The sequence below is a fragment of the Winogradskyella sp. MIT101101 genome (assembly GCF_047126865.1).
Taxonomy (GTDB): domain Bacteria; phylum Bacteroidota; class Bacteroidia; order Flavobacteriales; family Flavobacteriaceae; genus Winogradskyella; species Winogradskyella ouciana.
Window position 1 is genome coordinate 454,566 of the sequence record NZ_CP138982.1, and the last position, 26,088, is coordinate 480,653.

At 33.4% G+C, this 26,088-nt stretch carries 24 protein-coding genes; 16 read left to right on the top strand and 8 right to left on the bottom strand.

Annotated features, from left to right (window positions below; all coding sequences use genetic code 11):
* From SIB89_RS02070 to SIB89_RS02105, 8 genes are all read left to right on the top strand, one after another.
* Positions 1-966: an ATP-grasp fold amidoligase family protein gene (locus tag SIB89_RS02070; protein ID WP_412560960.1), complete on the top strand. Its 966-nt coding sequence runs from the start codon at positions 1-3 to the stop codon at positions 964-966.
* Positions 967-1,072: 106 nt separating this feature from the next.
* Positions 1,073-2,005 (top strand): ATP-grasp fold amidoligase family protein, encoded by a 933-nt coding sequence (locus tag SIB89_RS02075; protein WP_155087428.1) that lies wholly within the window; start codon positions 1,073-1,075, stop codon positions 2,003-2,005.
* Positions 1,998-3,077, top strand: a complete 1,080-nt coding sequence (locus SIB89_RS02080) for a glycosyltransferase (protein ID WP_155087427.1) — start codon at positions 1,998-2,000, stop codon at positions 3,075-3,077. Before SIB89_RS02075 ends, SIB89_RS02080 begins: the two co-directional genes overlap by 8 nt.
* A gap of 243 nt (positions 3,078-3,320) precedes the next feature.
* Positions 3,321-4,472 carry a glycosyltransferase gene (locus tag SIB89_RS02085; protein WP_412560961.1) on the top strand — a complete coding sequence of 384 codons (1,152 nt, stop codon included), beginning with the start codon at positions 3,321-3,323 and terminating at the stop codon, positions 4,470-4,472.
* Positions 4,473-4,484: 12 nt separating this feature from the next.
* The gene (gene asnB, locus SIB89_RS02090; protein ID WP_412560962.1) at positions 4,485-6,389 is read left to right on the top strand and encodes an asparagine synthase (glutamine-hydrolyzing); all 1,905 of its coding nucleotides are present in this window, start codon (positions 4,485-4,487) and stop codon (positions 6,387-6,389) included.
* Positions 6,390-6,395: 6 nt separating this feature from the next.
* Positions 6,396-6,929, top strand: a complete 534-nt coding sequence (locus SIB89_RS02095; protein WP_412560963.1) for a glycosyltransferase — start codon at positions 6,396-6,398, stop codon at positions 6,927-6,929.
* A 16-nt stretch (positions 6,930-6,945) separates the two neighbouring features.
* The gene (locus tag SIB89_RS02100) at positions 6,946-7,530 is read left to right on the top strand and encodes a glycosyltransferase (protein ID WP_412561871.1); all 585 of its coding nucleotides are present in this window, start codon (positions 6,946-6,948) and stop codon (positions 7,528-7,530) included.
* A 64-nt stretch (positions 7,531-7,594) separates the two neighbouring features.
* Positions 7,595-8,218, top strand: coding sequence for a sugar transferase (locus tag SIB89_RS02105; protein ID WP_412561872.1), 624 nt, complete (start codon positions 7,595-7,597; stop codon positions 8,216-8,218).
* An 8-nt stretch (positions 8,219-8,226) separates the two neighbouring features.
* Here the strand turns inward: SIB89_RS02105 and SIB89_RS02110 are convergent, their stop codons facing one another.
* Positions 8,227-8,883 (bottom strand): HAD family hydrolase, encoded by a 657-nt coding sequence (locus SIB89_RS02110; RefSeq protein WP_412560964.1) that lies wholly within the window; start codon positions 8,881-8,883, stop codon positions 8,227-8,229.
* Entirely contained in the window at positions 8,867-9,838 is a 972-nt protein-coding gene (locus SIB89_RS02115; protein WP_412560965.1) for an ATP-grasp domain-containing protein, read from the bottom strand. The genes SIB89_RS02110 and SIB89_RS02115 overlap by 17 nt, the downstream gene beginning before the upstream one ends.
* A gap of 371 nt (positions 9,839-10,209) precedes the next feature.
* On the opposite strand from SIB89_RS02115, the gene SIB89_RS02120 reads away from it, so the two are divergent.
* Genes SIB89_RS02120 through SIB89_RS02135 form a run of 4 tightly spaced genes read left to right on the top strand, consistent with a single transcriptional unit; the run spans position 10,210 to position 16,433 of the window.
* A complete protein-coding gene (locus SIB89_RS02120) occupies positions 10,210-11,337 on the top strand; it encodes a DegT/DnrJ/EryC1/StrS family aminotransferase (protein WP_412560966.1) in 1,128 nt (375 codons plus the stop codon).
* On the top strand, positions 11,331-13,226 hold the full coding sequence (locus tag SIB89_RS02125) for a polysaccharide biosynthesis protein (RefSeq protein ID WP_155087419.1): 1,896 nt from the start codon (positions 11,331-11,333) through the stop codon (positions 13,224-13,226). The genes SIB89_RS02120 and SIB89_RS02125 overlap by 7 nt, the downstream gene beginning before the upstream one ends.
* 33 nt (positions 13,227-13,259) lie before the next feature.
* Positions 13,260-14,036, top strand: a complete 777-nt coding sequence (locus tag SIB89_RS02130) for a polysaccharide biosynthesis/export family protein (RefSeq protein WP_412560967.1) — start codon at positions 13,260-13,262, stop codon at positions 14,034-14,036.
* 21 nt (positions 14,037-14,057) lie between these two features.
* Positions 14,058-16,433: a GumC family protein gene (locus tag SIB89_RS02135; RefSeq protein WP_412560968.1), complete on the top strand. Its 2,376-nt coding sequence runs from the start codon at positions 14,058-14,060 to the stop codon at positions 16,431-16,433.
* A 39-nt stretch (positions 16,434-16,472) separates the two neighbouring features.
* On the opposite strand, the gene SIB89_RS02140 is transcribed toward SIB89_RS02135, so the two are convergent.
* Entirely contained in the window at positions 16,473-17,645 is a 1,173-nt protein-coding gene (locus SIB89_RS02140) for a proline dehydrogenase family protein (protein WP_412560969.1), read from the bottom strand.
* A gap of 99 nt (positions 17,646-17,744) precedes the next feature.
* On the opposite strand from SIB89_RS02140, the gene aroB reads away from it, so the two are divergent.
* Positions 17,745-18,815 (top strand): 3-dehydroquinate synthase, encoded by a 1,071-nt coding sequence (gene aroB, locus SIB89_RS02145; protein WP_412560970.1) that lies wholly within the window; start codon positions 17,745-17,747, stop codon positions 18,813-18,815.
* Here aroB and SIB89_RS02150 read toward each other — a convergent pair.
* The 3 genes from SIB89_RS02150 to SIB89_RS02160 all read right to left on the bottom strand — a co-directional run bounded on the left by SIB89_RS02150 (position 18,812) and on the right by SIB89_RS02160 (position 21,097).
* Positions 18,812-19,330: a DinB family protein gene (locus SIB89_RS02150; RefSeq protein ID WP_412560971.1), complete on the bottom strand. Its 519-nt coding sequence runs from the start codon at positions 19,328-19,330 to the stop codon at positions 18,812-18,814. The genes aroB and SIB89_RS02150 overlap by 4 nt on opposite strands.
* 68 nt (positions 19,331-19,398) lie before the next feature.
* Complete coding sequence (locus SIB89_RS02155) at positions 19,399-19,878, bottom strand: Lrp/AsnC family transcriptional regulator (protein ID WP_155087414.1); 480 nt, start codon at positions 19,876-19,878, stop codon at positions 19,399-19,401.
* A 73-nt stretch (positions 19,879-19,951) separates the two neighbouring features.
* The gene (locus SIB89_RS02160; RefSeq protein WP_412560972.1) at positions 19,952-21,097 is read right to left on the bottom strand and encodes a M14 family zinc carboxypeptidase; all 1,146 of its coding nucleotides are present in this window, start codon (positions 21,095-21,097) and stop codon (positions 19,952-19,954) included.
* Between the two features lie 303 nt (positions 21,098-21,400).
* Here SIB89_RS02160 and SIB89_RS02165 point away from each other — a divergent pair, with 303 nt between their 5' ends.
* Genes SIB89_RS02165 through SIB89_RS02175 form a run of 3 tightly spaced genes read left to right on the top strand, consistent with a single transcriptional unit; the run spans position 21,401 to position 22,985 of the window.
* Entirely contained in the window at positions 21,401-21,766 is a 366-nt protein-coding gene (locus tag SIB89_RS02165; protein WP_412560973.1) for a helix-turn-helix domain-containing protein, read from the top strand.
* 41 nt (positions 21,767-21,807) lie between these two features.
* Entirely contained in the window at positions 21,808-22,191 is a 384-nt protein-coding gene (locus SIB89_RS02170) for a hypothetical protein (RefSeq protein WP_412560974.1), read from the top strand.
* 5 nt (positions 22,192-22,196) lie between these two features.
* Positions 22,197-22,985: a TerC family protein gene (locus SIB89_RS02175; RefSeq protein ID WP_412560975.1), complete on the top strand. Its 789-nt coding sequence runs from the start codon at positions 22,197-22,199 to the stop codon at positions 22,983-22,985.
* Positions 22,986-22,987: 2 nt separating this feature from the next.
* On the opposite strand, the gene SIB89_RS02180 is transcribed toward SIB89_RS02175, so the two are convergent.
* Positions 22,988-25,669, bottom strand: a complete 2,682-nt coding sequence (locus SIB89_RS02180; RefSeq protein ID WP_412560976.1) for a DNA gyrase/topoisomerase IV subunit A — start codon at positions 25,667-25,669, stop codon at positions 22,988-22,990.
* Positions 25,670-26,059, bottom strand: coding sequence for a hypothetical protein (locus SIB89_RS02185; RefSeq protein WP_412560977.1), 390 nt, complete (start codon positions 26,057-26,059; stop codon positions 25,670-25,672). It abuts the gene before it with no gap.
* Positions 26,060-26,088: the final 29 nt, after the last annotated feature.

Here is a 26,088-nt window from a genome sequence, read left to right on the forward strand (position 1 = left end):
ATGAGTACTGATTTAAGAAAAAAAGGTTTCAGAAAGAAGGTATCGGATATTTACAAATCTGATCTTGGTTATTATGCGGTAAGACCAGTTTACAAGGTATACGAGTTTATTCTAAAAATTATACCTAGTGACGTCTTAGTAAAGAACAGTTTTAAAAAGCACATGGGTTACTCGTTGGATTTAAAAAACCCCAAAACCCTAAACGAAAAAATTAACTGGTTAAAGGTTTATAACAGAAAGGATATCCATACCATAATTGCAGATAAGTACAAAGTACGGGAATATATTAAAGAGAAAATTGGCGAAGAATATTTAATCCCATTACTCTTTCATACGAAAAACCCAGAAGATATTAGACCAGAAAACCTTCCAGATGTAGATCATATTATAAAATGCAATCACGATAGTTCTGGTGGTGTTGTGGTAAAGGATAAATCTACAATAGATTGGAAGAAAACCAGAAAACGCTTTAAAAGACTTTTAAAACAAAACCACTATTACGCTACTAGAGAATGGCAATATAAAAATATTGAACCAAGGATTGTGGTAGAAAAACTGTTGACAACCGAAGATGGAAACTTACCTGATGATTATAAAATTCACTGCTTTAATGGCAAAGTACAGTTTTTTGGGGTAGATGTAGATAGACACTTACCTACACGTGGCAGAAATCTATACGACACCAATTGGAATCTCTTACCTTGTAATTGGGGAAGACCAAACGGCAGGGATTTACCAAGACCAAAAAACTTAGAAGAAATGATTGCATTAGCAGAAAAATTAGCCGAGGACTTTATTTACCTGAGAGTCGATTTTTATTCTGTTAAGGGCAAAACCTATTTTGGTGAATTAACATTGCATCAGTCTTCTGGTTTTAGAAAATTTTGGCAGCAAGAGTGTGATGAGAAATTTGGACAAAAGCTCAACATAGAACATTTAATTAATAGTCGTTTAACCAAGAGTTAATATAGAGCGACCGTGAGAGCTAATAATTAATAAAACAGTAATGAAGGCTTAATATCTATGCAAACTATATTGTTGTATTTACGATACAAACAAAATAGTGGTAGATATGAAAAATTTAAGAGAAATGATTTCTGGCGTTTACAGAGAAACAGATTTGGGATATTTTATTTTAAACCCTTTTTATAAAATTTACGAAGAGGGATTAAAACTAGTACCAGATAGATTTATTATAGAAAGAAGCTTTAAGAAGCACATGGGATATTCAATTGATCTTGACAATCCACTAACACTAAATGAAAAAATCAATTGGCTTAAATTATATGAAAGAAAGGCGCTTCAAACAAAAGTAGCCGATAAATACAAAGTAAGGGATTACATTGAAAAAACCATCGGAAAACAATACTTAATCCCTTTATTATTCCATACAAAAGACCCTAAAGAGATAAGAAAAAAAAGTATGCCTGATACAGAGTTTATTATAAAAACAAATCATGATAGCTCTGGTGGCATAATAGTAAGGGATAAGTCTGAAGTTAAATGGAAAAAGATAAGAAAGAAGCTAAGACGTTTAATGAAACAAAACTATTATTATTCTACACGAGAGTGGCAATATAAAAATATTGAACCAAGAATTATAGTAGAAAAATTATTGACTTATAATGATGGTAGCATACCAGATGACTATAAATTACATTGTTTTAATGGCAAAGTTGCTTTTACAATGGTAGATATTGGCAGACATTCAAATGAAAGATGCCGAAACCTATATGATAAAGATTGGAATTTATTACCGTGTAATTGGGGCAGACCAAATGGTAATGATATTGAAAAACCTGCGAACCTTGAAGAAATGATAATGCTTGCAGAAAAAATATCAAAAGATTTTACATATGTTAGAGTAGATTTTTATTCTGTTGAAGGAGCTACATATTTTGGTGAGCTAACATTTCATCATGCTTCCGGGTTTCAGAAATTTCTTCAAGAAGAATGGGATTACAGATTCGGACAACAGCTAAACATTCCCATAGTCCATGGATAATAAAATAAAAGTATTCTTTGTTTTACCAACACTTTTTGCAGGTGGTGCAGAACGCGTTATAACTTTTGTAGCAAAACACTTAGACAAAAAAAAGTTTGATGTCACTTTAGTTGTTATAGGTTTTGAAAAGGACACTAAATATGATGTTTCAGAAATATCAGTCATTTACTTAGAGAAGCCCAGAGTACTTTCAGGAGTTAAAGGAATTATAAGATTACTGGCAAAGCACAGACCTCAAGTAGTAGTAAGCTCTATTTCCCATCTAAATATAATAATGGGTTTAATTTCCAAGCTATTCCCTAAAATTAAATTCATAGGAAGGCATGCCACAATTACCAACGTTGCCAAGAAATATAAAAAACCCAGAAAGAAATCATTCATTTCATCATTTATTAAATTTGATCAAATTGGCATTAAAAGTCTCGACTATATTATCTGTCAATCCACCGACATGAAGGATGATTTCCTCAAAATTTACAACATAGACGAAAATCGGGTGAAAATTATTCACAATCCTGTTACCCAAGTCGATGTTTTAAAACAAAAAGGGAAGTCAATCAACAGCATTAAAAAGTTTATTACTGTTGGTAGAATGACCAAAGTAAAAGGCCAGGCTAGGCTTTTGGATGTACTTAGCAGGTTAACAATTCCATTTGAATTTACCATAATTGGTGATGGGAGAAATAAGGAAGACATCTTAAACAAAATTGAAGAGCTTCAGCTCAATGACAAAGTAACACATATTGAGCACTCTGACGATGTCTTTAGCCACCTCATAAAACACGATATGTTTCTACAAGGCTCTTATTCTGAAGGTTTCCCAAATGCTTTGCTAGAAAGTTGTACCGTTGGTGTTCCTGTTATTGCATTTAACGCTCCTGGTGGTACCAAGGAAATTGTAACCAATGGTGTTAATGGATATTTGGTTGAAACTGAAGATGAATTTTTAGAAAAGCTCCAAGAAACCAAGGACTGGGACCCAAAGGAAATCAGTAAGTATGTAAACAAAAAGTTTAACAAAGAAAAAATTATAGGAGATTTTGAGCAACTCTTTATAGATGCAACCACATAGCGCGATACAAAACCCTTATTACATCCTGAAAATTGTAGCTTTTTGGCTATTAATCACGAAAAATGCTCAACAAATCGAAGAAATGAAAATAAACTGCCATTAACTGTTATATTTGACCGAGAAACAAAGCGAATTGTTTTTTTAACATCAACAAGACAACCTACAAGATTTAAGAATTGTTGATTTAAATCATTAGTTAATAAGCAATTACATTTGTTTCAAAATAGGTAATTAGAATAAATAATGGCCCCAAAGACCAAAAAAAATATAGCCATACTTAGTATTACTCTAGGTAGCGGAGGTGCTGAGAAAGTAATAAGTCTTCTTCTAAAAGAATTGAGGAAGGACTACAATGTTACTTTGGTGCTTTTTCATAATACTATTCATTTTCCTATTCCAGATGGAGTAACTACCAAAATACTATCTGACAACCCACCAGACAGAGCATTTTATTTAAAATTCATAGATACTTTTAGATATATTATAAAATATTATCGTTTCGTAAAGCGTAATGAAATTGACATTTCCATATCATTTCTCGCGTTTCCGAATTTAATTAATGGAATTGTTTCTACTTTTAATAAAAAAGTAAAAACCATTATCAGCGAGAGAGGTTTTCCTTCCGATAATGTAACAAGTAAGTTGTCGTTTTACATTTCAAAATTATTCTACCCTGTTTTTTATAATAGATGTACTAAATTGTTTTCTAACTCAGTACACATCAACAATGATTTAAGAGATAATTTTCGTGTAAAAATACCAATGGAGGTTATTTATAACCCTATTGAACTGCCTGAACAAACCATTGACCCTAGCAGTCTCAATACAAAAACAGAAACATTAAAAGCAATTACCGCTGGCACACTGAATAAGCGAAAAAATCAGATAATGATTATTAGAGCCATTCAAAATTCTAGTTTAGACTATAATTTTACAATTTTAGGTGGTGGAGATTTACGAGATTATCTTTCGGAAGAAATCGTTAAAGCCAATCTCGAAAATAGCGTAAATCTAGGTGGTCGCGTAAAGAATGTCAATGAACATTTATTATCTAGTCAGTGTTTTGTGTTATGTTCATTTACAGAAGGATTTCCTAATGCGTTGTTAGAAGCTATGGCTATTGGGTTACCATGTATTTCTTCTAATTGTCTTTCGGGTCCGTTAGAGTTATTGAATGAAAACGAGGATATCTCAATTGAAAATGGCGAATTTTATATTGGAAAATATGGGTTGCTTGTCAACAATGATGACCATATAGGTTTAAGCAAAGCCATGGATTATTTTCATCAAAACCCGCAAGAAAGAGAGAAATACAGTAAGCTTAGTTTAGAGCGCGCTACGCAATATAATTTAGAGAATATTTATTCTAAATTTAAAAGATTTATAGAAAGTTAATTAACCAAAGATATGTGTGGAATTAATGGCATTATAGCCAAGACCAACCGAGACAAGAATGAGTTAACTTCCATTCTTAATAATATGAATGATCTTATCATTCATAGAGGTCCTGATGAAGATGGTGTGTTTTCGGAAGAAAACAATAACTTCTCCGTTGGTATGGCAATGCGTAGACTATCCATTATAGATTTATCCTCTGGGCAACAGCCTATTTTTACAGATGATAAACAAATTGTTATCGTTTTTAATGGCGAAATCTACAACTATAGAGAAATAAAAGCCAGGCTCGAGGCTGAAGGAGTTACTTTTAACACTTCTAGTGATACTGAGGTGATTCTAAAAGCTTACGAAAAGTATGGTGTTGAATCCTTCCAATGGCTAGATGGCATGTATGGCTTCAGCATTTATGATAAAAAAATTAACAAACTGTTTATTGCCAGAGATTTCTTTGGTGAAAAACCATTGTATTACACGCATACGGACAAGGAATTTATTTGGGCATCAGAATTAAAATCCATTATCAATACTATTGATTTTCAGCCTAATATTTCAAAAAAAGGATTGAATCTCTATTTTAGGTTAACCTATATTCCTGCTCCGCATACTATTTATGAAAACATTCACAAGTTAGAAGCTAATCATTATATAGAATACGATTTAGCATCACATCAAACCAGTATTCATAAAATAAACGTAGAACCAAAGCCAAAAACATCTAACATATCGTTTGAAGATGCCAAAGCAAAAACTAAAGACTTGGTTTACAATAGTGTAGACAGCAGATCTATTGCAGATGTAGGATTAGGTACGTTTTTGTCTGGTGGTGTGGATTCATCAATAATTTCATTATGCTTATCGCAAACCACAGATAAAAAAATTGACACTTTTTCAATTGGTTTTAAAAAGGCATCTTATGATGAAACTGACAAGTCTAGAGTCGTTGCCAAAATGATTAATAGTAAACATCATGAGTTTATCATTGATGAAGACGACCTTAAAAATAATATCCACGAGATTTTAGTGAATTTTGATGAGCCATTTTCAGATACGGCTGCCCTACCCACACACCTACTCTCAGAAAAAACTAGAGAACACGTTACAGTAGCCCTAACTGGTGATGGTGGTGACGAAGTATTTGGCGGTTACAACAAATACTATATAGGTAAAATGAACAAACGATACACAGGTGTTATGCCAAAAGGGCTGCACAAAGTTGTATCAAAGTTAAGTAACAAATACCTTGTGGATAAGGATGATAAGCGTGGTAGAAATTTTAAAATCAACAAATTATTAAATGCTATTGATTATGAAGGTGATTTCTATTGGGATATTATTTCTCTAGCTAATACAAGCAATCTATTAAAAGAAATTTTAAAGCCAGAGCATTTTGAGAGCAATCTTTTTCAAGAATATAAAGATTTTCTCGGGAAACAAAAAATTGAGTCCTTAACCGATTTTAGGTTGGTGGATAAAATTTTGAGCTTAGAAGGCGGTATGTTGGCTAAGGTAGATAGAACCAGTATGATGACATCATTAGAATGTAGAGCTCCGTTCTTAAATAGAGAGATTTGGGAATTTACTAATACATTGCCAGAAGATTATTTAATGAAAGGTTGGAATAAAAAGTATATTCTAAAAGAAGCTTTCAAAGACCAGTTCCCTGATGAATTTTTAGAAAAAGGCAAAAGTGGATTCGGTAGTCCAACTGGCGATTGGTTAAGACAAAGCTTAAGAAAGGAACTAGAGAGTTACATAGATCCTAATTTTCTTAAAGAACAAGGTCTTTTCAACGTAGAGATAATAACCAACCTCGTAAAAGATCACTTAGACAGTAAAAAAGATAGTACGTTTAGAGTTTGGTCTTTCTACTGTTTTCAAAAATGGTATAAATTTAATTTTCTTAAAAAAAGCTAGTACAAAATGGAGAAAAAAAGAATATTACTTATAGCTTCATTTGACGGATCACTCATTAGATTTAGAGGGGATTTCATCAAAAGCCTTGTAGATTATGGTTTTGAGGTTTTTACTGCTGCTCCTAGCTTTGCAGAGAAAAACAGTGAACGCATTAAAGAGCTTGGTGCTACTCCTGTTCAGTTTAACTTACAGCGTACAGGTCTTAATCCCATAAAAGATTTTAAATCTATACGAGAATTAAAGTCCATTATAAAGGAAAATAAAATAGACTTAGTCTTTCCTTATACCGTTAAGCCCGTAATTTACGGCTCTATGGCTGCTAATATGTGTAATGTACCTGTAGTATCGTTAATTACTGGTTTAGGGTATACGTTTACGGGCCTATCCTCTAAAGCTAGACTACTCCAACGTTTTAATGAAACATTGTATAAATTATCAATTAGAAAAAATAAATGCATCGTTTTTCAGAATACTGATGATCATCAACTTTTATTAGATAGAAATGTAATTTCAAAAAAAGCAAAAAGCAGGTTTTGTTAGTGGGTCTGGTATTAACCTGGACAAATTTAGATTTAAGGAAAAAAGTCCTTCAGATAAAGTCAGCTTTCTTTTTATAGCAAGACTTATAAAAGAAAAAGGAGTTGCGTTGTATATGGAAGCCGCAAAAGCTTTAAAGGCTAAATATCCTAAAACAGAGTTTCACTTAATTGGCGCTCCAGAAATATCACCATCTGCAATTAGTGAAGAAGAACTTAAACAATTGCATAAAGAAGGCATAATTATTTTTCATGGCAAGCAAAGAAATATTGAAGAGCACTTACATGAAAAAGATATTTTTGTATTACCAAGTTATTACAGAGAAGGACTACCTAGGACTTCGCTAGAGGCTTGTGCATGTGGAAACCCCATAATTACTACTGACTCTGTAGGCTGTAGAGAATCTGTAAAAGAAGGTGTAAATGGATTTTTAATTGAACCACAAAATCTAGATGCACTTATAAAGCCAATGGAATATTTTATTACAAATCCCCACAAAATAAAGGAAATGGGTATTAACAGTAGAAAATATGCTGAAGAACGGTTTGACGTAAATATTATCAATAACGATTTAATAGCTATTATAAACGAGAGTTTAAATTAAACTGAATTGCACCCCATATTAATTGAACTTACATAACAACAAAAATCCTACTAAGATGAAAAAAATATATAGACTTTTTATTAAGCGAATTGCAGATTTTATCGCTTGCCTCATCGGCCTTATATTAATATCACCGTTATTAATAACTCTAGTTATAATCCTCGCTATTGTTAATAATGGAAAACCTTTCTTTTATCAGCCTAGAGCTGGTATAAATGGCAAACCTTTTACAATTATAAAATTGAAAACCATGACTGATGCTGTAGACAGTGAGGGAAATCTTTTGCCAGCCGTAGAGAGAGTAACAAAAATTGGTAATTTCTGCAGAAAATATTCATTAGATGAGATCCCTCAGTTGATTAATGTTATTAAAGGCGATATGAGTCTTATTGGCCCTAGACCGTTATTGATTTTATATTTAGATCTATATAATGAAGAGCAAGCAAAGAGGCAAGATGTTTTACCAGGCATAACCGGATGGGCACAAGTCAATGGTAGAAATGCTATAAGTTGGGAACAAAAGTTTGATTTTGATGTCTATTATGTTGAAAACCAGTCATTTTTACTTGACTTGAAGATTCTGTTCAAGACTATAGACAAAGTAATTAATCGTAAGGATATAAACAATTCTGATGAGGTAGATATGCCTAGGTTTACTGGAACCAAAAGTGAACCTTCTCAAGCATAATTTTTTTTTCAAACTATATTGAGTTCTTTATAAGAAGCGATAAGGAATTGTGGAAAAAACTCTTCTTTTAAATTTTCATCTACCTGAAAATGAATGTTTAAACCATTATCTATTAAACCAATTGTTTTCCATCCCATTGTATTAGGTGAGACAAAATCCTTACTAATATTATCTCCAATGTAGTAGTATATTCTAGCAGGTATGGCTTCTTCTACAACCTTAAAGTTTTGCTCATTTGGTTTTTCTGTTCCCAAGGCTTCAGATATAATAATTTCACTAAACAAGTCCTTAATCCCTAAAGCTTCAATTTTTGCCATTTGGGTATTTACTCTACCATCTGTAATGATTGCGAGGCTCCCTCCTTTACGCTTTATGTCCGTAAGGGTTTGGTATGCGTCGTCGAATAAGGAAATCTTAGGATTATGATTACGGTAAGCTTCTATTAGATCCTTTACTTCAACTTTATAATTATTAGCCAGGTACTGAAAAACATTATCACCTTTTCTATACTTAGCAAACATGTTTCTATACAGGGATTTTCTGTTTGCAGGATCTAAGTCATTGGCAATAAACTTATACGCGGATTTTAAATATTCTATTTCGTTATATAGCGTATCATCTAAATCAAAAACTATAACTGTATGCTTATCAACCTTTATATCCATGGACTAAAACTTCATCATCATATCTAATCATTAATAAATCATTCTCCCAACTGTCAAACTTGTCTTCAATGGTTTTACCTAACAAATACTCTTCAATAATCCATTTTGGAAAATTAGCACCAGCTAAGTAAGACAGAGGATAACCACCTCCAAATCTTGGGTTGATTTCTATCCCATAGATTTTATCATCATCCTCTTTATGGAGAAAAAACTGAGCAGTAATACAGCCCACCGCTCCTTTAATATAATTCAATCTTTCTTTTATGTAACCCACAAGAGCATTATTCTTGGCAACAGCCTTGTAAACTTCACCCTCTCTTACTTCCAACCTCTTTCTAGGCACAACACACTTTAAATTACTGTGCCCATCATAATATAAGTCGCAAGTAAACTCGTCATAAATATCATGATCCAGATATTCTAAAAACATGAGTTTTTCGTTAGAAAAATGCTCCGCTGTTAAATCCTCTTCGGTACTAATAATAAATGTATTTACACTTCTACTGCCATCAATTGGTTTTATAAAAAGTGGCAATTCGTAATTATCCTTTTCATATTCTCTAGCGATAGTGATACCATTAGATTTAAAAAATTCATGAATAATTCTTTTATCCCTACATTTTTTTACAAACTCTGGTGAAGAAATGAGCACCTTTACACCTATGGCTTCAAACAGGTCATTTTTACTAGCAAGAAGAAGTAATTCTGTATCTATTGTAGGAATGATTAGCTTAATGCCATTCTCGTCACATAAATTCAATAAGAACTCAATATAGGAAGATTCGTCTAAAGCTGGCACTTCAAAATATTCATCAGCCACCTGACAGCCGGCTGATAGTACAGGACTAACATCTGACGCAAAAACTTTAGCTTCAGAAAAAAAACCTTTAAGTTCTTTTTGAAATGCCCTCACTAAAGATACTCGCCTACCAACTGAAGTAATTAAGATATTCATTCTATCGATTTATGGCAAAAAATAATACAATTCAAATATACTTTCATTTAGGATTTATTGAGAATAGCAGCTATGAATAACTTAAAAATTCGGTAAAGTTTATACTTACAATTGGTCCGATTTTTAACAAAAACTATAACATACAAAAGCACAAAATAAATGTTTTAACCATAATTTAAGTCATTTATTTCAAAATAATTAAGTGAAGAATAGTAGCTTTATGTAACAACGTAAATATTTGCTTTTTATCGTCTTTATTTGGGGTGTGACACATTATTAACGCATATTTAAACCGATTTTAAATCGTGTCCCAAATCCCTCTAAGACATGAAATTGAGATAGTAATGCAAATTACTTAACAATTCTTGCTTATGAAACCTAAAATATGGTTGTCGTCACCTCACATGAGTGGTGCCGAACAGACTTACATAAAAGAAGCCTTTGACACTAATTGGGTAGCGCCTTTGGGTCCAAATGTAAATGGCTTTGAAAATGACTTACAATCTTATCTTAATGAAGATTGCCATGTTGCAGCATTAGCATCAGGCACATCTGCTTTACATTTAAGTCTCATTTTATTAGGAATTTCTTCAGGAGATGAAGTAATCTGCCAAAGCAAAACGTTTTCGGCTTCAGCTAATCCTATAGCTTATCAAGGGGCAACACCAGTCTTTATTGACAGCGAAAGGGATACATGGAACATGTGCCCTGAACAATTAGAAATTGCCATTAAAGACAGAATGACAAAAGGAAAAAAGCCTAAAGCCATAATCCCTGTGCATTTGTATGGTATGCCTTATAAAGTTGAAGAAATACACAAAATAGCTAAAGAATATAATATTCCAGTAGTTGAAGACAGTGCAGAATCCCTAGGCAGTCAATATAAAGGTCAAAATTGTGGGACTTTTGGTGATTTATCAATTTTATCTTTTAACGGAAATAAAATTATTACTACTTCTGGTGGTGGTGCTTTGGTAACAAAAACAAAAGAGCAAAAACAAAAAGCAGTTTTCCTAGCGACTCAGGCCAGAGATAATGCACCGCATTACCAACACTCTCATATAGGTTATAATTACAGAATGTCAAATATTGTAGCTGGTATAGGCAGAGGTCAAATGACAATCTTAGATAGCCACGTGGCAAAACGACGCTCTAATCACGAGTTATATCTTAATTCGTTTAAAAACAATAATAACATAACATTTTTACAAGAGCCAGAAGGTCATTTTTCTAACCGTTGGTTAACAGCTGTCTTATTAGATTCTAAAGAAACTAGAGAGGACTTAAGGCTTGCGCTTGAAAAAGAAAATATTGAGTCTAGACCATTATGGAAACCTATGCACCAACAACCTGTTTTTGAAGATTCACCTAGCTATATAAATGGTGTTGCTGATGAATTATTTGATAGAGGGCTATGTTTACCAAGTGGCTCAAATCTTACTAATGAAGAATTGGATAGAGTAATTTCTACCATAAATACGTATTTTGCAGTATGTTAGTTGATTTCTTACATAAAATCTCACAGCGATATGCCTCAAAATGGCTAGTGCTATTATTTGATGTGTCTATTGTTGTGGCAATGTTTTTCTTGGCATATGTAATACGGTATAACTTTCAGTTTGATTTTGATATACTATTGATTTTACAACAGATACCTTATGTTGCTGTTGTTGCTGCCATTAGTTTAATAGCTGTGGGATCCCATAAAGGAGTAGTAAGGTTTACTGGCTTTAAAGATATTGTCAATGTTATTATAGGCGCCAATATATTGGCAACTATACTTATTTGCTTTACTTTTTTAAGTAGAAAATTTTTAGGGGATGACACTCTATTTAATATTTCTGGTTCAGTTATTTATATTCATTTATTGTTAAATATCCTGTTTTTAATTGGAGCCAAATTATTTATAAAATCTCTTTATAATCAAATAACTCAAGATTTTAAGACTATATCAAACGTATTGATTTTTGGTGCTGGTAATTCAGGGATGCTTACCTATGACGCCATTCAGAATGATACCAAAAGCGGTTTGGAAGTTGTTGGTTTTATTGATGACGATGAGCGTAAAATAGGAAAGAAAATAAACCTTCTTAAGGTTCACAACATCAATGAGATTGACGAGAAGTTTATAAAAAAACATAAAGTTGAAGATGTAATTATCTCTATTCAAAATATTGATCCTACAAGGCTTTTACAAATAACCGGAAACTTATTTGCTTTAGGGCTTAAAGTAAAGATTGTTCCACCAGTACAGAGCTGGATAGATGGTGACTTAAGTGTTGGTCAGATAAAAGAGGTTAAAATTGAAGACTTGCTAGGTAGAGACCCTATCAATATTAAAAATCCAGATTTAGAAGAGCAGTACGACAATAAAGTTATATTGATTACTGGTGCTGCAGGATCAATAGGTAGTGAAATATGCAGAAAAATAAGCCTGTATAATTATAAAAAATTAATACTTGTTGACAATGCAGAATCTGCACTATATGATATTCAACAAGAGTTTAGACAACAAGGTCTTACAAATATTGATGCTATAGTTGCAGACGTAAGAAATAAATCTAGAATAGACCAAATATTTAACCAGTACAAACCAAAAATGGTGTTTCACGCAGCTGCCTACAAGCATGTTCCTCTTATGGAGAACAATCCATATGAAGCTGTAAGCGTTAATATTGGAGGTACAAAAAACGTAGCTGATATAGCAGTTAAACATAGTGTAGATAAGTTTGTTTTAATTTCTACAGATAAAGCTGTAAACCCTACTAACGTTATGGGTGCAACAAAGCGAATTGCTGAGCTTTATGTAACATGTCTTAAAGGTAAAGGACACACTAAGTTTATAACTACAAGATTTGGTAATGTATTAGGTTCAAATGGCTCTGTTATCCCTCTATTTAAAAAACAAATTGAAAAAGGCGGTCCATTAACTGTTACACATAAAGATATAACACGTTACTTTATGACCATACCAGAAGCTTGTCAATTGGTATTAGAAGCAGCCGCAATGGGTAATGGTGGTGAGATATTTGTCTTTGATATGGGTGAGCCAATAAAGATATTTAGCTTGGCCACAAATATGATTATCCTATCAGGATTACGTTATCCTGAAGATATAGATATAAAAATCACAGGACTTAGACCTGGCGAAAAAATCTATGAGGAGCTTTTAGCCGATGGTGAAAACACAAAGAAAACTTATCATGAAAAAATAATGATTGCTAAGTCTAGACGTGTAGATATTGATGAGGTTGAAAAACAAATCAATAAGCTCACAACTATTAAGACTCTAACACAACCGTTGGAAATAGTATCATTGATAAAACATTTAATACCAGAATATATATCCAACAATTCAACTTATGAAGTATTGGACACAAAGAAATAAGCCAAATTATAAACTATACCTAAAAAACAAAAAATGAAAACTCGTAATCTTATTATTCCAATATTAGCTTTTTTAATCTTGTCCTCTTGTGGTTCACGTAAAAACATTATTTACTTTCAAGACGAGCCCTTAGAGGGAGATGTAACAATGTCCGAACCAAAGCAATTAATCTATAAGCCAGACGATATTTTAACTATTAACGTCGCTGCTTTAGATCCAGACACTGTAAGGCCTTTTAATCTTTCATTAGTTTCTGGAGGAACCTCTGATGTTGTTAATGCTAGAGGTGGGCTACAACAACAAACCTATCTTGTTGATTATGATGGCAATATTGAGTTTCCTGTATTGGGAACTTTAAAAATAGCAGGCTTAACAAGAACAGAGTTAACGGACATGTTAACCGAAAGAATAAGCGAGTATGTAACTGACCCCATCGTAAATGTAAGATTGGCTAATTTTACCGTTACCATTCTAGGTGAAGTTAGGAATCCAGGCACGTTTACCATACAAGACGAAAGAATTACAATACTTGAAGCTCTAGGTTTGGCTGATGATTTAACAATTTTTGGTAAGCGTAAAAATGTGCTTTTAGTAAGAGAAGTTGATGGAAAAAAGAAATATGCTAAAATAGATCTCACTACAGTTAATGTAGTTAACTCACCTGTGTATTACCTTCAGCAAAACGATGTTATTTATGTAGAACCGAACAATGCAAAAATTCGTTCATCTACATATAACCAAAATAATTCAGTATTAATTTCTGCTATCGGTACACTTACTACCATTGTAGCAGTATTCTTAGTAAAATAACATATTACCTTTAAATTCTTTATGGAATCTAAAACAAATTCAGTAACAGCAGATATAAAACAAAAAGTAGAGCTCTTCCTTTCTTATTGGAAATGGATTGCTCTTTCTGTTATTATAGCCATTGCTATAGGCTATACCTATTTGCGTTACACAACTTATGAGTACCAAGCCTCTGCAACAATTAAAATACGAGATGAAAAACAAGCAACCAAGTTGCCGAGCATCGAAGAGATTAGTAGCGAGGGCTTGTTCTCAGGTGGTACAGATAAAATAAAGGACGAAATTCAGATTATAAAATCGCGTACTTTGATGGAGAACATCATTAAAACGCTTAACCTCAATATTCGCATTTTTAATCAAGGTAAAATAAAAGAAAAAGAACTATACGAAGACCCTCCTATAAGTCTTAGTTTCTTTGAAAGCGATTCTATCATTAATAATGTAAGAGCTAATATATTTATCAAAGTAAAATCAGATTCGGAATTTATACTTTTTAAAGATGATGGAAAGTCTTTTATAGATAGAAATGAATCTGAAGGAAAACTATATGCATTTGGTGATAAAATTGACACCAATTATGGAGGCATCGTTCTAGTTCCCAACTTAGAATCAGACTCATTTATAATAGGAAGAAATTTAAAAATAACCATCACACCTGTATCTAGGCTTGTTAGTTACTTTCAAAAAAGTGTCAGTGCATATACGGAAAAAGGCTCTAGTGTTATTACGTTAGAATTAAAAGAAACAGTAGCCCAAAAAGCAGTTGACTTTCTAAATCAACTTATTAAAGAATATAACAACGATGTATTACACGATAAAGAAGAAGTTGTTAGAGTAACTTCAGAGTTTATCAATAAACGTCTAGAACAAGTACAGGAGGAATTAGGCCAGGTAGAATCTACTGCAGAACAGGTACAACAAAAGAACAACCTTACTGACCTGGGCTCGCAAACCAATCTGAATCTACAAGCAAAAAAACAATTAGATCAACAGATTTCTACAACTGCTACAAATATTCAGATGATCTCTTATTTACAAGAAGAATTGAATGATGAAAGTAAGTTTAGTGACATGTTGCCCGCAAATGTAGGTATTGGAGATTCTAATACATCTCAAATCATTAAAAGTCATAATGAATTAGTTGCCCAAAGAGATAGGGTTTTAAAAAATTCCACAGAGAAAAACCCTGTTGTGGTTCAGTTGAACAATCAGATTGATCAATTAAAAAACAATCTTGAAAGTTCATTGAACAGTATGAAAAAAACGTCTGAGCTTACACTTAATAATTTGAATTCTGAAAGCAATAGAATTAGTGGCCAACTCTATGTAGCGCCATCAAAAGCCAGAACTTTGAGAGGTGTACAGAGGCAACAAGATATAAAGGAGTCTCTTTATTTGTATTTATTAGAAAAGCGTGAAGAATCTGCAATTAGATTAGGCATGTACCAACCTAATGCTAAAATTGTTGATGATGCTTATTCATCATACAGACCTGTAGCGCCAAATCCAACTCTTACGTATTTAGCAGCCTTAATATTTGGTCTTATGATTCCGCTCGGATTGATATATGTATCTGATATGTTAGATACTAAACTCTATCAAAAAAATGACTTAGTAAGTATTTTAGACATTCCATATTTAGGCGACATACCTCAGTCCTCTAAAAATGTTAGACTTGTTAAAAAAGCTGATTATTCACCAAAAGCAGAAGCGTTCAGAATTGTTAGATCTAATGTAGATTTCATGCTTAAAGGTATCAATGGTAGGGCTAAAAAGATTTTTGTTACGTCAACTAAAGCTCAAGAAGGTAAGTCACACACCAGTACCAATTTAGCGACTTCTATTTCTTTTTCACAAAAATCTGTTTTATTAGTTGAAATGGACATTAGGGTACCAAAAATCTTAGATTATCTCTATATAAAAGAAAAACCTAAAAAAGGATTAACAGATTATTTGGCTGACTCTTCTGTAAAAGCACAAGACATAGTTTTAAAACATAAAGATAATCCGTACTTAGATATAATTCCTTCTGGCACAATCCCACCAAATCCATCAGAGTTATTGATGAGTGACAGAGTTGAAGAACTTTTTAAGCACTTTGAGAAAAAATATGATTATATAATAGCAGATACTTCTGCTGTTGGGTTGGTAAGCGACACTTTATTAATCTCAAATTTTGCAGATATGTTTATCTATGTTGTAAGTGCTGATGGTGTTGACAAAAGACATCTAGTACATGTTGCAAAAACATTATATGAAGAAAAACGTTTACCAAATATGACGATGCTGTTAAACGGAGTTAAACCAGGAGCTAAAGGGTACGGTTATGGCTATGGTTATGGAGATAATCCTGATAACAAAAAGAAATGGTACCGGAAGATTTTTAAGCGCAAATAACTTTTCAAATACAAAATGCCTCGTCTTATGATGAGGCATTTATAGTTTACGCCTTTTCTTTTCTGTTTTTAATAATGATAATTCTCTGTTAGTTTGCCCAGCCACAGAAGTGTTCTCCTCTGCCCTTCTTATTAAATAAGGCATAACGTCCTTAACTGGTCCAAAAGGGATGTATTTTGCAACATTATAGCCTTTAGCCGCCAAGTTGTAACTAATATGGTCACTCATGCCATATAATTGACCAAACCAAACGTTGTTATCTTCTTTATTGATATTGTACTTTTCCATAAGTTCCATAGAGAGGTAACAACTTTCTTCGTTATGAGTACCAATAAATACCGAGATGTCTTTTAAGTTTTCTAAAATATAAACAAGGGTAGTATTGAAGTTGTCGTCTGTGGCTTTTTTGTTTTCACAGATCGGAGATTCATAACCCTTTTCTTCTGCTCTAGCACGTTCTTTCTCCATGTAGGCACCACGGACAATTTTCATGCCTACTTTAAATCCATTTTCTTTAGCACGTTGATGCAAACCCTTAAGATAATCCAGTCTATCCCAACGGTAACACTGCAAAGTATTATAAACAATGGTGTTTTCAGTATTGTAAATACGCATCATATCCTCAACCAAATCATCTGCTGCATCTTGCATCCAGCTTTCTTCACCATCAATCAATACTTCAACATCTTTTTCCTTGGCGAGTTTACAAACCGCATCAAACCTAGCAACTATTCTATCCCATTCGGCTTGCTCTTCTGTTGTCAAATCTTTTCCTTCGGTTTTCTTCTGATAAAGATAAAACCTTCCAAAACCAGTAGGCTTAAAAACGACTATTGGCATGGCCTCTCTTTCGTCGCAGAAATTAATGATTTTCAATATCTTTTCTACAGCGTTATCAAATTGTACTTCAGTCTCCTTTCCCTCTACTGAATAATCCAAAACAGAACTCACACTTTTAGTGTAGAGCTTATCTATAACTGGCAAACAATCTTCCTCATTTACACCTCCACAAAAATGATCAAAAACCGTAGAACGAATTAAGCCCTCAACGGGTAAATTGGCTTTAAGAGCAAAATTAGTTGCAGCAGTACCTATACGCACCAAAGGTTGCGAGGAAATCATTTTAAATAAAAAGTAAGCGCGTTCTAATTCAGAATCAGATTTTAACGCAAAGGCCGTAGCTGTGTCTTCAAATAGTGACCGATCTATCATAGGCTATAGAATATTAATGCAAATATATTTAAACCAAAGCTTATTTTTTTCTAAAAAAAGGGAGTATTTTCACAGCGATAATTTAGGAACTTTTTTGGTATGAAATCCATCACTACAAAAAATGCTATAGTACACTTTAATTCAAAGGTTTACTCAGAATTAAGCTCATATATAAAATCTTCTAAGCCTTCTAAAATATTCATTCTTGTTGATACTAATACCCATGAATATTGTTTGCCAAAGTTTTTATCTCAATTAGAATCCGAAGATATTGTTGTAGAGGTTATGGAAATGCCAGAAGGAGAAGATCATAAAACAATAGATATCTGCACAGGTGTTTGGGAAGCTCTGTCAGAATACGAAGCTGATCGTAAGAGTCTACTAATTAATCTAGGTGGTGGAGTTGTTACTGACCTTGGAGGTTTTGTGGCAAGTACATATATGAGAGGTATAGACTATATAAATGTTCCCACATCTTTGCTGGCCATGGTTGATGCTTCTGTGGGAGGAAAAACAGGTGTTGATCTTGGTGTGTTAAAAAACCAAATAGGCATTATTAGTGAAGGTAGCATGGTTTTAATTGACACGTCTTACTTAGAGACCTTACCTCCTAACCACATGGTATCCGGCTATGCAGAAATGCTAAAGCATGGTTTAATTTTTGATAAAGGCTATTGGGAAAATTTGGTGAATTTTGAAAATATGGACATTTCAGAGTTAGACAAATTGATATATGATTCTGTAATTATTAAAAACACCATAGTTTCTCAAGACATAAAAGAACAAGGCCTAAGAAAAACATTAAACTTTGGACACACCATGGGACACGCCATTGAAAGTTATTTTTTAGGCAACGCAGACAAAACACCATTATTACACGGTGAAGCAATCGCTATAGGAATGGTGCTAGAGTCATACCTATCAACAAAGGTCTGTGGTTTATCGACTGATGAATTTAAAAAAATAAAGGAAGGCATTTTAAAAACATTCTCAAAAGTCAATATTGAAAAAAGAGATCAGGACGTTATTATTGACTTCTTGAAGCATGACAAAAAGAACAGTCATGGAAAGGTAAATTTTGTGCTCTTAGAATCTATCGGAAAACCAAAAATTGATTGCGAAGCAAATAACGACCTTATTCTCGAAGCTTTTAAAGATTATAATTACTAAAGATATCTTTGCTTTATCACCTGTATATGGTGATTTTCATGACCCACAATTATGTAACCCAGTGCTCTTACTGAAATTGCAAAGCCACTGGCCTCACCCATTTTTAAAAGTGTTTCACGATCAAAGCTTTGAAAAAGAGATATGGTAGCAAGTCTTACGCTTTTATATTCTTCTATGAGGCTTTCTAAAGAACGCTTTTTAGAATTACCGCTTGCTACATAGCCATCTTGTTCAAAGCCAGCTAAAGGTGTCTTATCTCCCCTTGCAATACGTAGAGCCCTATATGAAAAGACCCTTTCGGTATCAATAACGTGAAGCAAAATATCTTTTATTGTCCATTTATCTTCCGCATAAGCATAATCATGTTTTTCATAAGGCAGCTTCGAATAAAAATCTATAGCGTTATCAAAACTTGATTTTAAGCCTTTTAATATATCAACATCAGAAGCCTTATCAATATAAGCCTTGTAATATGGATTGTATTCTTCTATATTTATAGTTTCTGAAATCATCATCAAAAGTTTTTAAACAAAAAGCCCTTAGCAAATATACTAAGGGCTTCTCTATAAAATTAATAGGCTTATTATAATTCGTTAAATATGGTGTGCATTAATCGTTTTTTATCGTTAATACTTTCCTCTAAAGAAATCATAGTCTCAGTCCTGTAAACACCATCTATATCATCTATCATGAAGATAATTTCCTTAGCATGCATAGTATCCTTAGCTCTTATCTTGCAAAAGATATTAAACTTTCCTGTAGTTATGTGTGCAACTGTAACATAAGGTATGGTTTCCACACGTTCTAGAACAAACTTGGTCTGAGAGGTGTTTTGCAGAAAAACACCAACATAGGCGATAAATGAATATCCTAATTTTTTATAATCCAAAGTTAATGAAGACCCTCTTATAATTCCTGCTTCTTCCATTTTCTTTACACGGACATGAACAGTACCTGCAGATATCAATAATTTTTTAGCAATATCAGTAAATGGGATACGTGTATTATCGATAAGCATATCGAGAATTTGGTGGTCAACTTCGTCTAATTTAAACTTCGCCATAATTGTAAATCTTTAAACTTTATGCAAAAATAAAGGATTTTCATTAACAAATACGTATCTAAAAACAGTTTTTTTAAGGTTTTAATGAGATTTTTTCATTATTTATCAAAACGAAATCGTTTTCGTAACCTACTTTTATTTCTAAATCATTTACATTTTTTATTATAGATCCTTCGGCATCAATTTCCTTATGCCCAAAAAAATCATCTAACTTAGAAATTTTCTCTATAGTTGGTATAAATTCAACTTTTTCGTCAATCAATTTCTCATTATACTGTATGGCTATATCTTTTAAATTAGAAGAATCATTTGTTAGGCAAGCATTTCTGATAATGACGTCATAAAACTGTTTGCCATTTTCGGGTATATTGAAATAATCCTCACTGTTCAGGTCTTTAGCACTAGATGCAATGACGTCTAATCCTTTCAGTATGGCTATAAAAACCAAACGTCTTACCTCTTCCCTACTGTAATCATTAGGAAAATGACCAGCCTCATATAAAATTGTTGGCACACCAAAGTTTTGAAACGTATCACCAACACAGTCTAAATTAAAGCCATCATCATAGCGTGCAACACCATTAGGGATTTCCTCTTGCAGCAACTGATTAATCTCGGAGATGATGCCCATTGCAACCTTTCTATTTTCGGTTAAGGTACGTTGAGCATCCTGAGATGGCGATAAGAATGATAATATTGAGGAGTTACTGGTATTGCCTACATTATATATGGTCCTTTGGCCATGAAGGTTGAAGCAATAATCGGGTTTAAATTCATTAAAAACCATTCTCAGCACTTTACTTTCTGGCTGTGATAAGCTTTGAGCATCTCTATTCAAATCAACATCATTGGCATTTAATCGCGTATATCGCTCGGCACCATCGGGATTTAAAATAGGAACAACCATTAAAGTGCATGAGTCTAAAATTGTATTTGAAATCTCATTATTGGTTAAAAAGAGGTTAAAAGTATCGAACAGCGCTTTGGTGGTTGTTGATTCGTTGCCGTGCATTTGAGACCACAATAACACTTTTTTTGATCCCGTACCAAAAGTTAAACTGTAAATGGATTTGTTTAAAACTGAATATCCTACAACTGAAGTAAAAGATTTAGGAAGCTTTTTTAAACACTTTTCTATATGAGAATTTGTGATGTAGCGTCCAAATAATTCTGGATTTTTAACTAGAGAATAAAGACTATTAAGATGATTTAATTTCATTAGAGAAACTTCTGGGATACAAATGTAATCATTTGTGTTTTTACAATTGTAAACAAGAAATTTATTTGAAAATGTTACAATGTTATACAAATAAACATAATGATTGACTAAGACCAGCCACATAGATTGAGAATAATTTAATGATTATTATTTTTAAATCATATTTTATTTATTTTCAGTAATTTACTATAAAAAATCAAAGTTAAAGTTTAAGTTTTTTAATCATTTATTTTATTAGATATTGATTATTGAAATACTAATGTTTACATTTGTACCGTTATTTAATAACAATTACTGTTTACAATGATAAACTCTAGTGAATTCACTGTTAGGCTTCAAAAAGTCATGGATTTTTACGATGAAACTGCTTCAAGTTTCGCCGAAAAAATTGGTGTGCAGCGCTCTAGTATTTCCCATATTCTCTCTGGTAGAAATAAGCCGAGTTTAGATTTTGTAATGAAAGTGCTTCACTCCTATCCGGATGTAGAATTGTATTGGTTGCTGAATGGAAAAGGCAGTTTCCCAAAAACTAATACAATCTCTGAAACTCCAAATTCCAATCTTCAAATTCAAAGTGAAGATTCGCAAGAAAAACCAGTTAGCAATTCAGATATTGAAAAAATTGTGATTTTTTACAAAGACGGCACTTTTAAAAGTTATAAGCCATAAAATTAACTTCGTTATTCTTTACCTTTGTACAAAACTTTACAATGAAGCTTCTGCGCGTATTTCTTCCACTTTTGCTAACAGGATGTTATTCTGTAGAACGTAACTGTGATGAGTTTAAAACTGGTGAGTTTGAATTTAACTATACCATTGATGGTATTGAAAAAACAGGTAGATTTATTAGAACCGAAACACTCAATATAGATTATTACGAAGGAAAAGTAGACACATCTTCTGTCCGTTGGATTAACGATTGCGAGTTTGTACTCAAAAAATTACATCCAAAAACCAATTCAGAGAAAGATGAGATTCACATGAAAATATTGTCAACTACCAATAATTCATACACTTTTGAATATAAGCTGGCCGTAAAAAAGCCTAATAAACCAATGTATGTAGAGAAAGGAGTTGCCACAAAAATTAATTAAGGAACATGCTAGACTTTTTATTGACCTCTGATGCCATAATAGCTTTGTTAACACTAACTTTCCTAGAAATTATTTTAGGTATAGACAATATTGTTTTTATATCTATTGCCGCAAACAAACTACCAGAAGAACAAAGAAGCAAGGCAACCAATATAGGTCTTGTTCTAGCAATGGCTCAGCGTATAATATTGCTTTTCTTTGTATCGTTCCTTATTGGTCTCAGTGAACCTTTCTATATACATGAGTCTAGCTGGCTGTCCATATCAATAAGCTGGCAAGCCATTATACTATTTGCTGGTGGGTTATTTCTTATCTATAAGAGCACAAAAGAAATACGTGAAAAAGTTGAGACGCCAGCACATGATGAAAAAGCTGTAAAGTCTAAGGTCATTAAGTCTTTAAACCAAGCCATTACTCAAATACTAATTATTGACTTTATTTTCTCAGTCGACTCTATTCTTACGGCCGTAGGTATGACCAATGGTTTACACCCAAACCATAACTATACCCTTGTATTAATGATAATTGCTGTGATGATTTCTATTGCAGTGATGATTGGTTTTGCCAACCCAATACGTAAGTTTATTGATCGCAATCCAAGTATGCAGGTTCTTGGTTTGGCATTTCTAATTCTCATCGGCTTTATGTTAATTACCGAAGCGGCACACTTATCGCACACAGAATTCTTTGGCAACTCAGTAGGCGCCATACCAAAAGGCTACCTTTATTTTGCAATTGCCTTCTCACTTTTTGTAGAATTCCTAAACTTTAAAACGGTTAAAAAGAAAGCTTGAGTTTAAAACAATGTCGCTTGGCCTTTATCGTCAATATCAGGACTCTTACCTTCATCATCTTTTGAAGAAGGACTTTCCTTAGGTTTTTCCTTGTTTTCAGAAGTATTGCTAACATCTAAATCTACTGAAACTGTTTCCTCGTCAACGACTTCGAGTTCATCTGCATGTACTTCCTCTGGTGCTTCGTAAGGCAACGGAGCCAATCTATTTATTTGATTCACCTTGTCTTTAGTTAATTGATTTCCAAGTGCAGTAATGCCTTTTATAGCAATAAATTCTTCAAGGTTGACTTCCATATTAGGCTTTCGGTCTTTGCCACGTTCTTTTGTAAACTCAACCTCTGCCATTGGTCTCCAATCCGTAAAAACCAATTCTAAACGTGAATCCTGATGATCAGAAATAAAGGATTCCTCTTTACCTTCTTGCTCTATTAAAAAGCGTTTTACGTAGTAACGTTCTTTTTCACCATCGTAATAGATAGCCGAAATCGGTTTTTTAGGCACCCATTTTTCTAGCACTATCATATCACTATCAAAGTGAGTCGTCAATTCTGGTATAATCGTTTTTGCAATTCCAGATTGTGTAATGACCAATATACGGTCTTCGCCTCTAAACTCGCCAATAAGCTCACCTCTTTCATCTACATTGAGGCGCTGTACAGCATCATCAAACCAAATTTTACGAGGCTTGAGGGTAGAAACACCTTTCTCCTTTAGCTCTACACGCTTTACTGAATGTTTGGTTACCAAATTACCTTTAGACGAACGTCCTTTTATAAGGATATCAGCAAAGTCTAAGTCCCATTTTAGTTTTTTAATGCTTCCGACCTGGCGCAATAAAACGGTAACGACTTCGGCCTCTCCATTGGGATTTGCAGAGAAGTACCATACCAGAGAACCTTTATTACCGTTGGTAAGGTCGTATTCTCTATCCCTTGTCATACTAGTAACCGCAAAGCGTTTGACATACGAAGGCCCTTTTTTGCCATCACGATAAATCATATTGTAAATGGTACGCTTGTCTTTTTTCTTAAATACAGCAACATGGATAATATTTTTACCAATGAAGGTTTTAGAATCTACTTTGGTCACCATCATCTTTCCCTCTTGGGTAAAGACAATAATATCATCAATATCGCTACAATCACAAACATATTCATCTCTACGTAATGAGGTACCAACAAAACCTTCTTCTCTATTGACATAGAGCTTTGTGTTTCTAATTACAACCTTAGTAGCATCTACATCATCAAAGACACGCAATTCGGTTTTACGCTCCTTGCCTTCACCGTAATCTTTCTTTAATCTTTCAAAATAGGCTATAGAATAATCGATAAGATTTGCCAAATGATGCTTCATTTCAGCAATCTGATCTTCTAAAGCATCAATTTTTTGTTGCGCTTTGTCAATATCAAACTTGGATATACGCTTAATTCTAATTTCGGTTAACCTTACGATATCTTCCTCAGTAACCTTGCGCTTTAAGTGTTTAATATATGGCTGAAGCCCTTTATCTATAGCACTGATAACCCCTTCCCAAGTCTCTTCCTCCTCAATATCACGGTAAATTCTGTTTTCAATAAAAATACGCTCTAGTGAGGCGAAGTGCCATTGTTCTTCAAATTCACCTAACTTAATTTCTAGCTCTTGCTTTAAAAGCTGAACCGTATTATCAGTAGAACGACGTAGCATTTCCGTTACACCAACAAAATAAGGCTTGTTATCTTCAATAACACAGCCTAGTGGCGAAATTGAGGTTTCGCAATTTGTAAAGGCGTATAAGGCGTCAATAGTTTTATCTGGCGACAATCCTGAAGGCAAGTGAACTAATATTTCTACTTCTGCAGCAGTATTATCCTCTATCTTTTTTATTTTAATCTTACCCTTATCATTAGCTTTTAAGATAGAGTCTATCAACGATGATGTGGTTGTGCCAAACGGAATCTCTGTAATTGCTAAAGTATTTTTATCGTGCTGGGCAATTTTTGCTCTCACCCTTACTTTTCCGCCACGCAAACCATCATTATAATTAGTAATGTCTGCAATACCTGCAGTTGGAAAGTCTGGTAATATAGTAAAGCGTTTTCCTTTTAAATGTTTAATAGACGCATCAATGAGCTCTATAAAATTATGCGGCAATATCTTGGTTGATAAGCCCACAGCAATACCTTCTCCTCCTTGCGCCAAGAGCAAAGGAAACATCACTGGTAGGTTGATAGGCTCCTTACGTCTTCCATCATAAGAGGCTTGCCATTCTGTAATTTTTGGATTATAAACCACATCAAGGGCAAACTTAGACAGCCTTGCTTCGATATAACGCGAAGCTGCAGCCCTATCACCTGTGAGAATATTTCCCCAGTTTCCTTGGGTATCTATCAATAAATCTTTTTGGCCTATCTGCACCATGGCATCTGCTATACTGGCATCACCATGTGGATGGTACTGCATGGTATGACCAACAATATTAGCCACTTTATTATAACGACCGTCGTCCAAATCTTTCATGGAGTGCATTATACGTCGTTGCACAGGCTTAAAGCCATCTTCTATGGCTGGTACAGCACGCTCTAAAATTACATAAGAGGCGTAATCCAAAAACCAATCTTTGTACATTCCGGTAACCTTGGTAATCGTCTCCTGGTTACTATTATCTTCATTTAACAATTCGTCATGTTCTTCTGCCATCTATCCTTGTTTTCGCTTTAGGTTTTCTTTTAAGTTTTTTCTAAGTGACTGCTTCACATACTTTAATTTTCTTTTTTTTACAAGGGTTACATTAAACCGTTCTTTAATGGATTTACCATTAGATTTATTCACAAGTAATACCAGAGATTTATAAATAATGAAGTTTTTTATTTTATAACCCGCTAGTTCAGAACGGTCAAATTCTAGCTTTCGCTCCCTATAATTGATGTATTCCGTCAAAAGTAATCCTTTATTGAGTACAATTATTTTACTCCCATCGCTATCGTATTCAAAATAACCTGCAATGGAATGAAAAACTATCAAAACTATAAATAACCCTATGAGCACAAAGAATATTTCATCCTTTAAAAAATCAAGGGATTTAAACACCGTTAGAAACAATATTGCAAAAACTATCA

Bases quoted from the DNA above. Each gene is read 5' to 3' on its own strand.
- SIB89_RS02175 (WP_412560975.1), top strand. From the start codon at position 22,197: ATGCTAGACTTTTTATTGACCTCTGATGCCATAATAGCTTTGTTAACA.
- SIB89_RS02110 (WP_412560964.1), bottom strand. From the start codon at position 8,883: ATGGATATAAAGGTTGATAAGCATACAGTTATAGTTTTTGATTTAGAT.
- SIB89_RS02135 (WP_412560968.1), top strand. From the start codon at position 14,058: ATGGAATCTAAAACAAATTCAGTAACAGCAGATATAAAACAAAAAGTA.
- SIB89_RS02115 (WP_412560965.1), bottom strand. From the start codon at position 9,838: ATGAATATCTTAATTACTTCAGTTGGTAGGCGAGTATCTTTAGTGAGG.
- SIB89_RS02140 (WP_412560969.1), bottom strand. From the start codon at position 17,645: ATGATAGATCGGTCACTATTTGAAGACACAGCTACGGCCTTTGCGTTA.
- SIB89_RS02120 (WP_412560966.1), top strand. From the start codon at position 10,210: ATGAAACCTAAAATATGGTTGTCGTCACCTCACATGAGTGGTGCCGAA.
- SIB89_RS02160 (WP_412560972.1), bottom strand. From the start codon at position 21,097: ATGAAATTAAATCATCTTAATAGTCTTTATTCTCTAGTTAAAAATCCA.
- aroB (WP_412560970.1), top strand. From the start codon at position 17,745: ATGAAATCCATCACTACAAAAAATGCTATAGTACACTTTAATTCAAAG.
- SIB89_RS02165 (WP_412560973.1), top strand. From the start codon at position 21,401: ATGATAAACTCTAGTGAATTCACTGTTAGGCTTCAAAAAGTCATGGAT.
- SIB89_RS02150 (WP_412560971.1), bottom strand. From the start codon at position 19,330: ATGATGATTTCAGAAACTATAAATATAGAAGAATACAATCCATATTAC.
- SIB89_RS02070 (WP_412560960.1), top strand. From the start codon at position 1: ATGAGTACTGATTTAAGAAAAAAAGGTTTCAGAAAGAAGGTATCGGAT.
- SIB89_RS02130 (WP_412560967.1), top strand. From the start codon at position 13,260: ATGAAAACTCGTAATCTTATTATTCCAATATTAGCTTTTTTAATCTTG.
- SIB89_RS02125 (WP_155087419.1), top strand. From the start codon at position 11,331: ATGTTAGTTGATTTCTTACATAAAATCTCACAGCGATATGCCTCAAAA.
- SIB89_RS02080 (WP_155087427.1), top strand. From the start codon at position 1,998: ATGGATAATAAAATAAAAGTATTCTTTGTTTTACCAACACTTTTTGCA.
- SIB89_RS02180 (WP_412560976.1), bottom strand. From the start codon at position 25,669: ATGGCAGAAGAACATGACGAATTGTTAAATGAAGATAATAGTAACCAG.
- SIB89_RS02085 (WP_412560961.1), top strand. From the start codon at position 3,321: ATGGCCCCAAAGACCAAAAAAAATATAGCCATACTTAGTATTACTCTA.
- SIB89_RS02155 (WP_155087414.1), bottom strand. From the start codon at position 19,878: ATGGCGAAGTTTAAATTAGACGAAGTTGACCACCAAATTCTCGATATG.
- asnB (WP_412560962.1), top strand. From the start codon at position 4,485: ATGTGTGGAATTAATGGCATTATAGCCAAGACCAACCGAGACAAGAAT.
- SIB89_RS02075 (WP_155087428.1), top strand. From the start codon at position 1,073: ATGAAAAATTTAAGAGAAATGATTTCTGGCGTTTACAGAGAAACAGAT.
- SIB89_RS02095 (WP_412560963.1), top strand. From the start codon at position 6,396: ATGGAGAAAAAAAGAATATTACTTATAGCTTCATTTGACGGATCACTC.
- SIB89_RS02170 (WP_412560974.1), top strand. From the start codon at position 21,808: ATGAAGCTTCTGCGCGTATTTCTTCCACTTTTGCTAACAGGATGTTAT.